Source organism: [Empedobacter] haloabium, assembly GCA_008011715.2.
Lineage (GTDB): Bacteria > Pseudomonadota > Gammaproteobacteria > Burkholderiales > Burkholderiaceae_D > Rugamonas > Rugamonas haloabia.
In genome coordinates, this window is record CP136508.1 from 2,110,563 (window position 1) to 2,125,066 (window position 14,504).

General features: G+C 64.6%; 13 protein-coding genes. 12 read left to right on the top strand and 1 reads right to left on the bottom strand.

Annotated features, from left to right (window positions below):
- The first annotated feature begins 9 nt into the window (after nucleotides 1-9).
- From phoR to E7V67_009255, 8 genes are all read left to right on the top strand, one after another.
- On the top strand, nucleotides 10-1,320 hold the full coding sequence (phoR, locus tag E7V67_009220) for a phosphate regulon sensor histidine kinase PhoR (GenBank protein WUR15268.1): 1,311 nt from the start codon (nucleotides 10-12) through the stop codon (nucleotides 1,318-1,320).
- Nucleotides 1,321-1,516: 196 nt separating this feature from the next.
- Nucleotides 1,517-2,656, top strand: a complete 1,140-nt coding sequence (locus E7V67_009225; protein ID WUR15269.1) for an IS481 family transposase — start codon at nucleotides 1,517-1,519, stop codon at nucleotides 2,654-2,656.
- A gap of 182 nt (nucleotides 2,657-2,838) precedes the next feature.
- A complete protein-coding gene (locus E7V67_009230) occupies nucleotides 2,839-3,861 on the top strand; it encodes a patatin-like phospholipase family protein (protein WUR15270.1) in 1,023 nt (340 codons plus the stop codon).
- Between the two features lie 37 nt (nucleotides 3,862-3,898).
- On the top strand, nucleotides 3,899-4,303 hold the full coding sequence (locus E7V67_009235) for a heme-binding protein (protein ID WUR15271.1): 405 nt from the start codon (nucleotides 3,899-3,901) through the stop codon (nucleotides 4,301-4,303).
- A gap of 197 nt (nucleotides 4,304-4,500) precedes the next feature.
- Nucleotides 4,501-5,235 carry a PEP-CTERM sorting domain-containing protein gene (locus E7V67_009240; protein WUR15272.1) on the top strand — a complete coding sequence of 245 codons (735 nt, stop codon included), beginning with the start codon at nucleotides 4,501-4,503 and terminating at the stop codon, nucleotides 5,233-5,235.
- A gap of 104 nt (nucleotides 5,236-5,339) precedes the next feature.
- On the top strand, nucleotides 5,340-6,107 hold the full coding sequence (locus tag E7V67_009245) for a PEP-CTERM sorting domain-containing protein (protein WUR15273.1): 768 nt from the start codon (nucleotides 5,340-5,342) through the stop codon (nucleotides 6,105-6,107).
- Between the two features lie 203 nt (nucleotides 6,108-6,310).
- Nucleotides 6,311-7,051 (top strand): PEP-CTERM sorting domain-containing protein, encoded by a 741-nt coding sequence (locus E7V67_009250; protein ID WUR15274.1) that lies wholly within the window; start codon nucleotides 6,311-6,313, stop codon nucleotides 7,049-7,051.
- Nucleotides 7,052-7,152: 101 nt separating this feature from the next.
- On the top strand, nucleotides 7,153-7,884 hold the full coding sequence (locus E7V67_009255; GenBank protein WUR15275.1) for an FxDxF family PEP-CTERM protein: 732 nt from the start codon (nucleotides 7,153-7,155) through the stop codon (nucleotides 7,882-7,884).
- Between the two features lie 4 nt (nucleotides 7,885-7,888).
- Here the strand turns inward: E7V67_009255 and E7V67_009260 are convergent, their stop codons facing one another.
- Complete coding sequence (locus E7V67_009260) at nucleotides 7,889-8,629, bottom strand: PEP-CTERM sorting domain-containing protein (protein ID WUR15276.1); 741 nt, start codon at nucleotides 8,627-8,629, stop codon at nucleotides 7,889-7,891.
- A gap of 376 nt (nucleotides 8,630-9,005) precedes the next feature.
- Between E7V67_009260 and carA the strand changes: the two genes are divergently transcribed.
- The 4 genes from carA to E7V67_009280 all read left to right on the top strand — a co-directional run bounded on the left by carA (nucleotide 9,006) and on the right by E7V67_009280 (nucleotide 14,423).
- Nucleotides 9,006-10,169, top strand: a complete 1,164-nt coding sequence (gene carA, locus E7V67_009265; GenBank protein WUR15277.1) for a glutamine-hydrolyzing carbamoyl-phosphate synthase small subunit — start codon at nucleotides 9,006-9,008, stop codon at nucleotides 10,167-10,169.
- Nucleotides 10,170-10,171: 2 nt separating this feature from the next.
- The gene (carB, locus tag E7V67_009270; GenBank protein ID WUR15278.1) at nucleotides 10,172-13,402 is read left to right on the top strand and encodes a carbamoyl-phosphate synthase large subunit; all 3,231 of its coding nucleotides are present in this window, start codon (nucleotides 10,172-10,174) and stop codon (nucleotides 13,400-13,402) included.
- 101 nt (nucleotides 13,403-13,503) lie between these two features.
- On the top strand, nucleotides 13,504-13,980 hold the full coding sequence (greA, locus tag E7V67_009275; protein WUR15279.1) for a transcription elongation factor GreA: 477 nt from the start codon (nucleotides 13,504-13,506) through the stop codon (nucleotides 13,978-13,980).
- Complete coding sequence (locus E7V67_009280) at nucleotides 13,980-14,423, top strand: DUF4149 domain-containing protein (protein ID WUR15280.1); 444 nt, start codon at nucleotides 13,980-13,982, stop codon at nucleotides 14,421-14,423. Before greA ends, E7V67_009280 begins: the two co-directional genes overlap by 1 nt.
- Nucleotides 14,424-14,504 lie beyond the last annotated feature (81 nt).

Below are 14,504 nucleotides of genomic sequence, written 5' to 3' on the forward strand. Positions count from 1 at the left end.
GGGCGGGCGATGAATCCGAAGCTGCTGTTCTGGGTACCGGTCACCTTGCGCCTGGCGTTCGGCGCGCTGGGTGTGGGGGTGCTGTGGTGGTGGCTCGGTCCCATGACGGCATTGTGGTCCGCGCTGGTGCTGGTGCTCGGGATGGCGCTGGTGCAGCTGCACTACCTGTTCCAGCTGTCCGGCTGGCTGGACAACCCGCAAAGCGCCAAACTGCCCGATGGCTGGGGCGAATGGACCCCGGTGTTCTCACGGCTGTACCGGATGCGCCGCGACGACGAGAAAAACCAGGCCGAGCTGACCGAATGGCTGGCGCGCTTCCGCCAGGCGATGCACCTGCTGCCGGACGGCGTCGTCATCATGGACGACGTACTGTTCCTGGAGTGGTGCAACCCGGCGGCGGAAGAGCACCTGGGCCTGCGCCAGGAGCGCGACAAGGGCATGCGCGTGACGAACCTGGTGCGCAGCCCCGATTTCATGGACTACCTGATCCTGGGCCGCTACGACCAGCCGCTGACCCTGTCGTTCCGCGGCCGCAAGCTGATCGTGCACATCATCCCGTTCGAGAACCGGCGCCAGATCCTCGTCACGCACGACATCACGGAAACCGAACGCACCGACATGATGCGGCGCGACTTCGTCGCCAACGCCTCGCACGAGTTGCGCACGCCGCTTACCGTGATCGTCGGCTTCCTGGAAATCGCCGCCTCCGAGCAGCTGGACAAGGAAACCCGCCAGGCCCACCTGAAGCTGATGATGGAACAGGGCCACCGCATGCAGCACCTGATCGAGGACATGCTGACGTTGTCGCGCCTCGAGTCGCTGGACCACCCGATGCGCTCCGAGCGGGTCGACATCGGCAAGCTGCTGCTGCGCGTGCAACGCGACGCGCAGGCGCTGTCGGCCGGCAAGCACGAGATCACGCTGGACGTGCAGGGCGGCGACCTGATGGGCAGCGGCGAGGAGCTGTACAGCGCCTTCGGCAACCTGGCCGCCAACGCGGTGCGTTACACGCCGGCCGGCGGCACCATCCACCTGCGCTGGGAGGACACGGCGTCCGGCGTGCGCTTCGTGGTGCGGGACAACGGCATCGGCATCAGCCCGGAGCACATCAGCCGCCTGACGGAGCGCTTCTACCGCGTCGACAAGAGCCGCTCGCGCGAGACGCAGGGCACCGGCCTCGGCCTGGCCATCGTCAAGCACGTGCTGCTGCGCCACAGCGGCACCCTGACGATCGAGTCCGAGCCGGGCAAGGGCAGCACGTTTACCGTCAACCTGCCGAAATCGCTGGCGGCCGCGCCGCAGCTGAGCCACGCGGCTTGAGCAGCGCGAACGACCGCGATAAAAACCGGGGTCAGTCCCCAGGCGGGGACAGACCCCAAGCCTGACGCTCCGTCACGGTATCAGGGATTGGGGTCTGTCCCTTCGGGTGTTTGGGCGGGAGACATAGGTAACACTTGTCGGGAGACATAGGTAACACCTTTTATGATCATTGCACAGCAACTAACAGGAGCGTGCAATGCCTTGGAAGGAGTCCACCACTATGTCGTCCCGACTCGAGTTTGTCATGCTCGCCCAAGCTCCGGAAGCTAACATCGCTGCCCTCTGCCGGGCGTTCCAAATCAGCCGGAAGACTGCATACAAATGGCTCGATCGATATGCCAACCATGGTGCGGAGGGGCTGTTCGAGCAATCGCGTAGACCCCACTCATCGCCTGCAAGCTCGTCGGATGAACTAGAGCTGCAGGTGCTAGCGCTGCATTTGGAGAATCCATGCTGGGGCTCACGCAAGCTGCGTGAGCTCTTGCCCGAGCATCTGCCACGCCCCCACCACAGCACTGTTGACGCGATCTTAAAGCGCCATGGCTGCCAGGTTATTGGGGCGCCGGTTAAACAGGATTTGGCCTCGACACGCTTCGAGCATGACCTACCGAACTCGCTTTGGCAGATGGACTTCAAAGGACATTTCGGGCTGACCACAGAGGCCGCAGGGCGATGCCATGCGCTGACCATCCTTGATGACCATTCCCGCTATAGCGTCTGCCTTACCGCTTGTTCTAACGAGCGATTCAGCTCTGTCCAGGCAGGGATGCAAGCGACGTTTGAGCGCTACGGGCTGCCTGATCGAATTACTGCTGACAACGGTCCACCTTGGGGAAGTACTGGTCTCAAAGGGCTGACAAAGCTCAAGGTGTGGCTCATTCGACTCGGTATCCGCATCAGCCATAGCCGTCCGTATCATCCGCAAACGCAAGGTAAAGATGAGCGCTTCCATCGTACTCTAAAGCTAGAGCTGCTTGATCGTCGCGGCTTCGGTTCGATTGCTCAGTGCCAGTTGGCCTTCGATGAGTGGCGTGACAAATACAACATGCTTCGCCCCCACCACGCTTTAGGCATGAAGCCGCCGATCACACGGTATGAGCGCAGCGGACGCGAACTGCCCAGTGTCTTGCGGCCCATCGAGTACCTATCCAGCGATATTGTGAGAAAGGTCGATGCGAAGGGCTACATCTCGTATGCCAATCAACGCCACTACATCGGAGAGGGCATGCAGGGACAGCCGGTCGCGATCAGGCCCGATCCTGACAACGACGGCCTTCTTGAGGTCCGGTTCTGCCATCACAAAGTAATGGAGCTGGACCTCAAGGCCGTGACGTAAAATGCAATTTCATGTGTAACCCATGTCTCCCGACATGTGTTACCTATGTGTCCCGGCTATACACCCTTCGGGACTGACCCCGGTTTTCATCCGCGGCAGTGAAGAGCTACTTCACAAACTGCTACAATCTGGACGGCCGCGCAAAGCGGCCGCAGTCATTTCCAACCGAGCAGATCGAGTACATGTATCCAAAGCGCCTCACCGCGTGCATCCTGGCCGCAGCCCTGCTGGCCGGCTGCGCCACCACCGGCACGACCCCCACGCCCACCGCCGGCACGCCACCCGGCGCCGGTACAGCCGCAACGCCCGCTACCCCGGCAACGCCGCTGCCGCCCGTCATCCCGCCCGCGCTGGGCGACTCCACCGCCAACGTCGTGCCCACGCCGGCACCGCAGCGCAAGGTGAAGATCGGCTTGGCCCTGGGCGGCGGCGCCGCGCGCGGCTTTGCCCATATCGGCGTGATCAAGGCGCTGGAAGCGCACGGCATCGTGCCCGACATCGTGGTCGGCACCAGCGCCGGCAGCGTGGTCGGCGCCCTGTACGCGGCCGGCAACAACGCCGGCACCTTGCAGAAGATGGCCTACGACATGGACGAGGCCGCGATTTCCGACTGGGCGCTGCCGCTGTTCGGCACCAAGTCCGGCGTGCTCAAGGGCGAGGCGCTGCAAAGCTACATCAACAAGGCGGTGAAAAACCGCTCCATCGAGAAGCTGAAACTGCCGTTCGGTGCCGTCGCATCCGACCTGAAGACGGGCCAGCCGATCCTGTTCACGCGCGGCAATACCGGCATGGCCGTGCGCGCCAGCTCGGCCGTGCCGGGCGTGTTCCAGCCGGTGACGATCGGCAGCCGCACCTACGTCGACGGCGGCCTGGTCGCGCCGGTGCCGGTGCGCTTCGCCAAGGAAATGGGCGCCGACTTCATCATCGCCGTCAACATCTCCACGCAGACCGAGGCCCAGGCCGCCGTGTCGTCGCTGGAAGTGATCATGCAGACGTTCTCGATCATGGGCCAGCGCATCAACCAGTACGAGCTGCGCGATGCCGACGTCGTGATCCAGCCGCCGCTGGGCAATATGGCCAGCAACGACTTCAACAGCCGGGCGCGGGCCATGAGCGCGGGCGAGAAGTCCACGCTGGCAGCGATGGCCCAGATCAAGCAGAAGCTGAAAGCCAAGCGCGAGGCACCGACCGTCGCCGCCCAATAAGCGCAGTTCGACACCCATTTTCACCACGAGGAACACCATGCAATCGAAGCCGTACCTGAGTCTTGCCGACGTCAAAAAAATCGCCGCCGCCGCGGAAGCCGAAGCGCTGGCCAACAACTGGGCCGTGTCCATCGCCATCGTCGACGACGGCGGCCACCTGCTGTGGCAGCAACGCCTGGATGGCGCGGCGCCGCTGACGTCCTATATCGCCCCGGCCAAGGCCAAGACGTCGGCGCTGGGCCGACGCGAGTCGCGCGTGTACGAGGAGATCATCAACAACGGCCGCGTCGCGTTCCTGTCCGCACCGGAGGTCGAAGGGCTGCTGGAAGGCGGCGTCAACATTGTGGTCGACGGCCACACGATCGGCGCCGTCGGCGTCTCCGGCGTGAAATCCATCGAGGACGCGCAGATCGCCAAGGCCGGTATCGCCGCACTGGGCTGAGCTGTTCTGCTGGCGTATGGAAGTTGCCGAAATTCGGGGACAGTCCCCGAATTTTGGCAATTTTCTTGCTTTTTCGTGAAGCGACGGGCCACCGTTCGTCGCGAAATTGCAAAAAACGCTAGCCGAACCGACAATATTTTTGCGCCCGCGCGGGTGCAGCGGGTAGACTCCTTGGCTTTCCAATACCCGGATCAGTCATGCAAGCAACTCTCATCCGTACCGCGTTCGCCGCCGCGCTCCTGTGCAGCGGCGCCGCCCAAGCAGGTACCATCGACACGCACGCCTTTACCCTCGACAGCGCCGGCGACGGACCAGCCGCCGACATCGCGCTGATCGGCGACGATGCGCACCGCGCCACGTTCTCGCTCGAAGGCCTGATGCGTGACATGCACAGCAGCGTGGACTCGGCGGGCGTACCGTCCGCGTCCGCCGACAGCCCCGTGCAGGCCGGCTACGGCATCGGTGTCAAAAGCGGCTACCGCATCACCGGCCTGACGATCAGCGGCACGTTCAGCGGCAGCCTCGCGCCAGCCGATGGTGGCGCGGCCAGCAACGACATCGGCCTGTCGTTCCTGGCCTGGCCGCCCGGCCAGGTGCCGCTGTGGTCGAATTACGCCCACGCGGTGGACCTGGACGGCGAGCGCACCTTTTCCGTGACGCTGGGCGCGCAGGCGCTGCGTGGCGAATTCCTGCTGGGTGTGCTCGGCAGCGCTACCGCCAGCGCCGACAGCGCGTTGTTCCATGACGATGCCACCGGCACGGACAGCTGGCTGGGCTCGGCCGCGCAGGTGCGTGTCGGCAACCTCGTGCTGACCGTCGACGTGGCGCCGGTACCGGAACCGCAGGCATGGTTGTTGTTGCTCGGCGGCATGGGTGCGCTGGGCGCGTGGCGCCGCCGGGTGTCGGTGGCGCGCAACGCCGGTCAGCAATAACGGCCCGGACGCGCTTAACCAGCAGTAATGAACGCTGCCGCGGCGGACGTCGGTGCTACACTGTTTTCGATGACCCGTCTTGCGGCAGGCCAGTCGAAACGCTCATGTACACCAACACGTACACCAGGGAGGAAGGCATGAAAGGCACAATGGCCGGGCTTGCGCTCGGCGTGGCATTGTTCGGTACGGCCGCGCACGCCGAGCCGATTCACATCGAATCGGCGGCACTCGTGTTCGACAACTTGCCGTCCTATGCGGACGACCGCGTCAGCATCCTGGCCAACAGCGCGGATGTGCTGCAGTTGTCGCTGAACGAGATGATCAGCCGCAACAGCAGCGGCGGCGCCGGCTGGTCCGTCTATGACGACCAGGGCAGTTTCGCGCAGACGTCCAACCGCTACGACACGGGTTACCAGCTGAGTGTGCGCGACGGTTACCGCATCACGTCGATCGAGTGGAACCTGACCTTCGACGGCCAGCTGCAACAGGCCGTGTCGCCGATCGACCCGCCCGGCCTGGCGAACAATCTCACGTCGAACAATATTCAGCTGACGAGCGGCGGCGCTACGCTGCAGGCCGACAGCCGGGCGCTGCAGGACCTGAACGGTTCGCAGTCGGTGCAGGTGACGTTCAACGATATCGGCTTCGCCAGCCAGTACGGCCTGCTGTTGCAGTCGGAGGTCTGGATGGGCGCGCAGGGCATTCCACCCAACGGCATCCTGCCGGGCATTCCGTCGTTCGCATCGATGAACCTGACGGGGGCCACGCTGACCATCCACACGGCGCTGGCACCGGTGCCGGAGCCCGGCACGTATGCGATGCTGCTGGGCGGCCTCGCACTGATCGCTGGCGTGGCGCGGCGGCGGCGCTGAAATCGGCCGGCAGTCATGCGAAACGGAGCGGCTTGCCGCTCCGTTTTCTTTGCTGCGCTGCACGGCCCGGATTGTCAAGCTGGCACAGGTAGGGATAAGTGGGGAGGATTGTGACGGTCCATCACAATCGGCAGAATACCAGCTCGGTATTCGACTGCGGATGGTACGTCCGCCTTGATCACTTCATCCATTGGGAGGACACCATGAAACGACTGGCAACCGGGCTCTTGCTCGGCGCACTGATCTGGCATGCATCGACGGCCCACGCGGCCGCGACGATCGAAACGGCGGGCTTCAGCCTGGCCTGGACGGAAAGCTCCGCCAACCCGCTCGACATGCAACTGCTGTCCGACACGGATGGCCTGGTGCGTATCGGGATGGCCATGGGCACCTGGGGCGAGCGCTGGGACACCAACATGAATGGCGATGGCGGCATCGGCAACGCGGCCGCGCACCTGTTGACGGGTATCGTCCGGCAAGGCTACCGCATCACGTCGATGACGCTTGGCGCCGTCGTCAACGGTTCCCTGTACCTGGAAACACGCGACTGCGAGCAGTGCGAAACTGCGCCGGGCACGGTGGACAACAGCGCCACCCTGAACTGGTCGATCCTGCGTGCCGGCGAGCACGCGGTGCTGCCCGCCGCTTACGCCAGCCATGTCGACGGCGTCCAGGCCATTTCGGCGACAAGCCGCCTGCCACTGGAGGGCCCGTTCCAGCTCGCCCTCGGCGCGGAGAATACCGTCGCGGCCAGCAGCCCGGTGCAGTACGTCTGGAATGGCTGGAACTGGGACCAGACCATCTTGCAAGCTAGCGCGGCCGTCGAGCTGTCGAATGTCGTGTTGAGCGTGCAGGTGGCGCCGGTACCCGAGCCGTCGAGCTACGCCATGTTGCTGGCGGGCCTGGGCGTTGCCGGCTGGATGGCACGGCGCCGCCGCATCTGACGCGACGTTACAAAACAAGACATATTTGCAAACAATCAACGACGGTTTTCTCCGGATGAGCTCGCTACACTGCGTGCCTCGACAACTCATCCGGAGCAACCATGCAACTGCTGTCCCGCGCCCTGTGCGCCGCCGCCATCCTCGCCGCCACCGGTTCCGCCCAGGCCTTCGAGCCGCTGATCGAAACGACCGGCTTCACCTTGGGCACGAATGCCTCCGAGCCGGTCCCCGGCATCGCCCTGATCGGCGAGACCGCGAACTCGGCCAGCTTCTCGCTGTACGGCATCACGGAAGGCTTCCCGTTATCCGTCGACTCCGCCTTTAAGGCGTTCGCCAGCGACTACCGGTTCTGGCAGAATGAATACGAGATCGGCGTCAAGGCCGGCTACAAGATCACCGGCATCACGCTGACGGGGTCGTTCTACGGCACCCTGGCGCCCGCCCAGTGGACGATGCCGGGCGACGCGGGCAACGACCTGGGCTTCGGCTTCGGCACCTATCACACGGAGCATCCGCTCGAATCGAACTGGGCGACGGCCAAGGACCTGAACGGTCGCAAGGACTTCTCGCTAACGCTGGGCAAGACGGCCCTGGAAGGAGAGTTCACGGTGTCGTTCAACGGCCGCAACGAGGTGACGGCGGAAAGCGTGTGGTACCTGGACGAGCTGAGCAACGAGCAGTACTGGCTGGGTTCGTCGGCCAGCGCAGGCCTGGGCCAGCTGACGATGACCGTCAACATCGCCGCCGTGCCGGAACCGCAGACGTGGGCGATGTTGCTGGGCGGGCTGGCGCTGGCCGGCGCGGTGGCGCGCCGGCGACGCCAGGACGCTTGAGCGACTAGCGCTGGCGCCAGCGCGCGGCCACGCCCAGCAGGGCCAGGCCGCCCAGCAGCATGGCATACGTGCCGGGTTCCGGGACAGGGCTGACCTGCACGGTCAGGATCATGTCGCCAAACCCGAGCGATGCGCGGCTCGGCACGTAGGAGATATCGCCAAGGCGGTCCTCGACGCCGGCAGTCGCAAACGCCACGCCATAGGTGTCGACCGCCAGCGCGAACTCGCCCGTCAGCGGCTGGTTCGCCGTCAGCGCGTAGGAATGCGTGCCCTGCGCGTTATCGAGGCGCCACAGGGCCGGCCCGGTCGCCGTGCCATTGCGCAGCACCGACATGTCGACGGTAGCCTGGTTGGCGGCCGTGCCCTGTGCGCAGGCGAGTTGCGCGCTGCCGCACTGGCTGTCCAGTGCCGCCGTTTCCAGGGTGCCGGTAACGGTGCCGGTGAGCGTCATCGACGTGATGCGATAGCCGGCGGTGACGCTGGCTTGCAGCAGGCCGCCGCCGATGTCCCACTCGGTCTGCGGCAGTTCGTCGGCCGCCACCACCCACGCGGGATTGATCTGCGGCTGCCAGCCGCGCACGGCGATGCGGACTTCGCCGCCGACGGCCGACAGGATGGCCATGTCGACGGGAGAGGGCGTGTCGATGTGGGCAAGGCGAAAGCCGTCGGTCTCGATCGTGGTGGCTGCATGGGCAGCCGATACCGCCAGCAGGGCAGCGCCCAGCAGGGCTTGCTTGAGTGTCATTCGGGGACTCCGGTGAGTGCACGGCAGGGGGGCAGCCTCCCGGCGGCCGTGACGGCGGGATGGTTGCCACAATATCACTTTGACAGCCGTCCATTTCTATCGAATTGTCACGAATGCAATATGCGGCGGGCGGCACCCCTCTTGGCGCGTGCCGAGGGAGGCGGGCGCGGTCGCCGCATGGCGACGCAGCCCGGCCCACGCATTGCCGAAACAGCTCCTTTGAGTTATAATTCAAAGGTTTAGCCAATTCATATCCGTCGTAGCGCCTACCTCTTCCATCCATTCTCATCTGACCCGCAGCCAGGCACCGCCCGGCTTATTTTTTATGTGGGTCGTCTGACGTGGCGCTGCTACGGTAACTTTACAGGAGTTGCCCTTGCCGCCGTTTTTTTCAGGCCCAGCCGTTCCAGCCATCCTGGCTCTTGCTGACGGAACCATCTTCAAAGGTATTTCGATCGGCGCCGCCGGTCACACGACGGGTGAAGTCGTGTTCAATACCTCGATCACCGGATACCAGGAAATCCTGACCGATCCCAGCTATTCCCGCCAGATCGTCACGCTGACGTATCCGCACATCGGCAACTACGGCATCAATGCCGAAGACGTCGAAGCCACCAAGGTCCACGCTGCCGGCCTGATCATTCGTGACCTGCCGCTGCTGGCCTCCAACTTCCGCTCCACCCAGTCGCTGGCCGACTACCTGAAGGCCGAGAACGTCGTCGCGATCGCCGGCATCGATACCCGCAAGCTGACGCGCCTGCTGCGCGAAAAAGGCGCGCAGGCCGGTGCCATCCTGACCGGCACCCTGGGCAACGAGCCATCGGTACAGCAGGCCATCGAGCTGGCCCGCTCGTTCCCCGGCCTGGCCGGCATGGACCTGGCCAAGGTCGTGACGACCAAGGCGCCGTACGAGTTCACGGAAACGGAATGGAAGCTGGGCGAGGGCTACGGCAAGGTGGAGAACCCACGCTTCCACGTGGTGGCGTTCGACTACGGCGTCAAGCGCAACATCCTGCGCATGCTGGCCGCGCGCGGCTGCAAGGTGACGGTGCTGCCGGCCCAGTCGACGGCCGCGGACGCGCTGGCGCTGAACCCGGACGGCATCTTCCTGGCCAACGGTCCCGGCGACCCGGAACCGTGCGACTATGCGATCGCCGCTACGCGCGAGCTGATGGCGAAGAAGATCCCGACCTTCGGCATCTGCCTGGGCCACCAGATCATGGCGCTGGCTTCCGGCGCCAAGACCCTGAAGATGAAGTTCGGCCACCACGGCGCCAACCACCCGGTACAGGACCTCGACTCGAAGCAGGTCCTGATCACGTCGCAGAACCACGGCTTCGCGGTGGACGCGGCGACCCTGCCGGAAAACTGCCGCGTGACGCACGTGTCGCTGTTCGACGGTTCGCTGCAGGGCTTCGCCCGCACCGACACGCCGGCGTTTTGCTTCCAGGGCCACCCGGAAGCCTCGCCCGGCCCGACCGACGTCTCGTACCTGTTTGACCGCTTCATCTCGATGATGGAAGCCGCGGAGAAGAAATAAAAATGCCAAAACGTTTAGACATCAAAAGCATCCTGATTATCGGCTCCGGCCCGATCGTGATCGGCCAGGCCTGCGAATTCGACTATTCCGGCGCCCAGGCCTGCAAGGCCCTGCGCGAAGAGGGGTATAAGGTCATCCTGGTCAACAGCAATCCGGCCACGATCATGACCGACCCGGAAATGGCCGACGTCACCTATATCGAGCCGATCACCTGGCAGGTGGTCGAGCGCATCCTGGACAAGGAGCGCCCGGACGCGATCCTGCCGACGATGGGCGGCCAGACCGCGCTGAACTGCGCGCTCGACCTGCACCGCCACGGCATCCTGGAGAAGTACAACGTCGAACTGATCGGCGCCACGCCGGAAGCGATCGACAAGGCCGAGGACCGCGCCAAGTTCAAGGACGCGATGACCAAGATCGGCCTGGGTTCGGCCCGTTCCGGCATCGCCCACTCGATGGACGAAGCGTGGAGCGTGCAGCGCGAGCTGGGCTTCCCGACCATCATCCGGCCGTCGTTCACGATGGGCGGCTCGGGCGGCGGCATCGCCTACAACGAGGAAGAATTCGAGCAGATCTGCAAGCGCGGCCTGGAAGCCTCGCCCACGTCCGAGCTGCTGATCGAAGAGTCGCTGTTGGGCTGGAAAGAGTACGAGATGGAAGTGGTGCGCGACAAGGCGGACAACTGCATCATCATCTGCTCGATCGAGAACCTGGACCCGATGGGCGTGCATACCGGCGACTCGATCACGGTGGCGCCGGCACAGACGCTGACGGACAAGGAATACCAGATCATGCGTAACGCGTCGCTGGCGGTGCTGCGCGAGATCGGCGTGGACACGGGCGGCTCGAACGTGCAGTTCTCGATCAATCCGAAGGACGGCCGCATGATCGTCATCGAGATGAACCCGCGCGTGTCGCGTTCGTCGGCGCTGGCGTCGAAAGCCACCGGCTTCCCGATCGCGAAAGTGGCGGCCAAGCTGGCCGTGGGCTTCACGCTGGACGAGCTGCGCAACGAGATCACGGGCGGCGCCACGCCGGCCTCGTTCGAGCCGTCGATCGACTATGTCGTCACCAAGATCCCGCGCTTCGCGTTCGAGAAGTTCCCGACTGCCGACCACCACCTGACCACGCAGATGAAATCCGTCGGCGAGGTGATGGCGATGGGCCGCACCTTCCAGGAATCGTTCCAGAAGGCGCTGCGCGGCCTGGAAGTGGGCGTCGATGGCCTGAACCAGAAGACAGTCGACCGCGAGAAGCTGGAAGAGGAACTGGGCGAGCCGGGTCCGGAGCGCATCTGGTACGTGGGCGACGCCTTCGCCCAGGGCTTCACGCTGGAGGAAGTGCACCAGCTGACCAAGATCGACCCGTGGTTCCTGGTGCAGATCAAGGAGATCGTCGACCTGGAACTGTGGCTGGACACGCAGAAGCTCGATAACCTGGACAAGAACACGCTGTACCGCCTGAAGCAGAAGGGCTTCTCGGACCGCCGCCTGGCCTACCTGCTGCAGACGACCGACACCGAGGTGCGCAAGCGCCGCCGCGAACTGGGCATCCGCCCGGTGTACAAGCGCGTCGACACCTGCGCGGCCGAATTCGCCACCAACACGGCCTACATGTACTCCACGTACGACGAGGAGTGCGAGTCCAACCCGACCGACAAGAAGAAGATCATGGTGCTGGGCGGTGGCCCGAACCGGATCGGCCAGGGCATCGAGTTCGACTACTGCTGCGTGCACGCGGCACTGGCGATGCGCGAGGACGGCTACGAGACCATCATGGTCAACTGCAATCCGGAAACCGTGTCGACCGACTACGACACCTCCGACCGCCTGTATTTCGAATCGCTGACCCTGGAGGACGTGCTGGAGATCGTCGACCTGGAGAAGCCGGTCGGGGTGATCGTGCAGTACGGCGGCCAGACGCCGCTGAAGCTGGCGCTGGACCTGGAAAAGAACGGCGTGCCGATCGTCGGCACGTCGCCGGACATGATCGACGCGGCCGAAGACCGCGAGCGCTTCCAGAAGCTGCTGCACGACCTGAACCTGCGCCAGCCGCCCAATCGCACCGCCCGTACCGAAGAAGAAGCACTGCGCCTGGCGCAGGAAATCGGCTACCCGCTGGTGGTGCGTCCTTCCTACGTGCTGGGCGGCCGCGCGATGGAGATCGTGCACGAGCAGCGCGACCTGGAGCGCTACATGCGCGAAGCGGTCAAGGTGTCGAACGATTCGCCGGTGCTGCTGGACCGCTTCCTGAACGACGCGATCGAATGCGACGTGGACTGCATCTCCGATGGCGAGACCACCTTCATCGGCGGCGTGATGGAGCACATCGAGCAGGCCGGCGTGCACTCGGGCGACTCCGCCTGCTCGCTGCCGCCGTACTCGCTGGCGCAGGACACCATCGATGAACTGAAGCGCCAGACCGCGCTGATGGCCAAGGGCCTGAACGTGGTGGGCCTGATGAACGTGCAGTTCGCGATCCAGAAGCAGGACGTGGACGGCGTGCAGAAGGACGTCGTGTACGTGCTGGAAGTGAACCCGCGCGCGTCGCGCACGGTGCCGTTCGTGTCGAAGGCCACCGGCCTGCAGCTGGCCAAGATCGCGGCGCGCTGCATGGTCGGCCAGACCCTGGCGCAGCAAGGCATCACGCGGGAAGTGGTGCCGCCTTACTACAGCGTCAAGGAAGCCGTGTTCCCGTTCGTGAAGTTCCCGGGTGTCGACACGATCCTGGGCCCCGAGATGAAATCGACGGGCGAGGTGATGGGCGTGGGCCAGACGTTCGCCGAGGCGTTCGTCAAGTCGCAGCTGGGCGCCGGCGTCAAGCTGCCGAAGTCGGGCAAGGTGTTCCTGTCGGTGAAGGGTTCGGACAAGCCGCGCGCGGTGAAGGTGGCGCGCGACCTGGTCGATGCCGGCTTCACGCTGGTGGCGACCAAGGGCACGGCGGCCGTGATCGCGGCGGCGGGCCTGCCCGTCACGCCGGTCAACAAGGTCGTCGAGGGCCGCCCGCACGTGGTGGACATGATCAAGAACCACGAGATCGCCCTCGTCATCAACACGGTGGAAGAGAAACGCAGTGCGATCAACGACTCGCGTACAATCCGTACGTCGTCGTTGCAGTCGCGCGTGACGACGTTCACGACGATCGCCGGCGCGGAAGCCGCGGTCGCCGGCATCCGCCACCTGGACGAGTTGCAGGTGTACGATTTACAAGGTCTGCATAAAACACTACACTAAGCTACTAACGTAGTTGGCTGTATCCATTTAGCAGGACCCAAGCAGAGCCCGCGCCATTGGCCCGGGCTCTGTGCTTTTTTCAATTCACCAAGAGAAGAAACATGAATTCTGTTCCACTGACCAAGTACGGCGCCGAGCTGCTGAAGGAAGAGCTGCACCAGCTGAAGACTAAGGAACGCCGCATCGTCATCGATGCGATCGCCGAAGCGCGGTCGCACGGCGACCTGTCGGAGAACGCCGAATACGACGCGGCCAAGGAGCGCCAGGCGTTCGTGGAAGGCCGTATCGCGGAACTGGAGGGCAAGCTGTCCTCCGCCCAGATCATCGACCCGGCCACGCTCGACGCGGACGGCCGTGTGGTGTTCGGCGCCACCGTCGACCTGGAAGACCTGGAGTCGGGCCAGAAGGTCAGCTACCAGATCGTCGGCGTGGACGAGGCGGACATCAAGCTGAACAAGGTTTCCGTGACGTCGCCGATCGCCCGCGCGCTGATCGGCAAGTCGGCCGAGGACGTGGTCGAGGTGCAGGCGCCGTCCGGCCCGCGCGAGTACGAAATCCTCGAAGTGCGTTACGTCTGATGCTGGCGAAGGTCCGGCTGCTGGTCGCGGTGATCTGGGCCGGCAGCCTGTGGACGGTCGGTTACCTGGTGGCGCCGACCCTGTTCGCCACCTTGTCCGACCGCGTATTGGCCGGCACCATCGCCGGCAGCATGTTCCATGTGGAGGCATTGCTGTCGCTGGGCTGCGCGGCCGCGCTGCTGGTGTTGCTGAAGTACGGCACGGAAGGCTGGACGGCGCAGCGGCGCCGCACGGTGCTGGCGCTGATCGCCGCGATGGCGCTGTGCACGGTGATGAGCCATTTCGGCCTGCAGCCGATGATGGCCGAGCTGAAGGCCGCGGCAGGCCCGGACGGGGTGATGGCGTCCGCCGGCAAACAGCGCTTCGGCATGCTGCACGGCATCTCGAGCATGATCTACCTGGTGCAGAGCGTGCTTGCGGGCTGGTTGATCCTGAAGCAATAGTTGCTCTGAAAATGGGGACAGACCCCATTTTTCAGGCAATAAAAAAGCGGGCAGTGCCCGCTTGGTCCGAAGCTGCTTGGA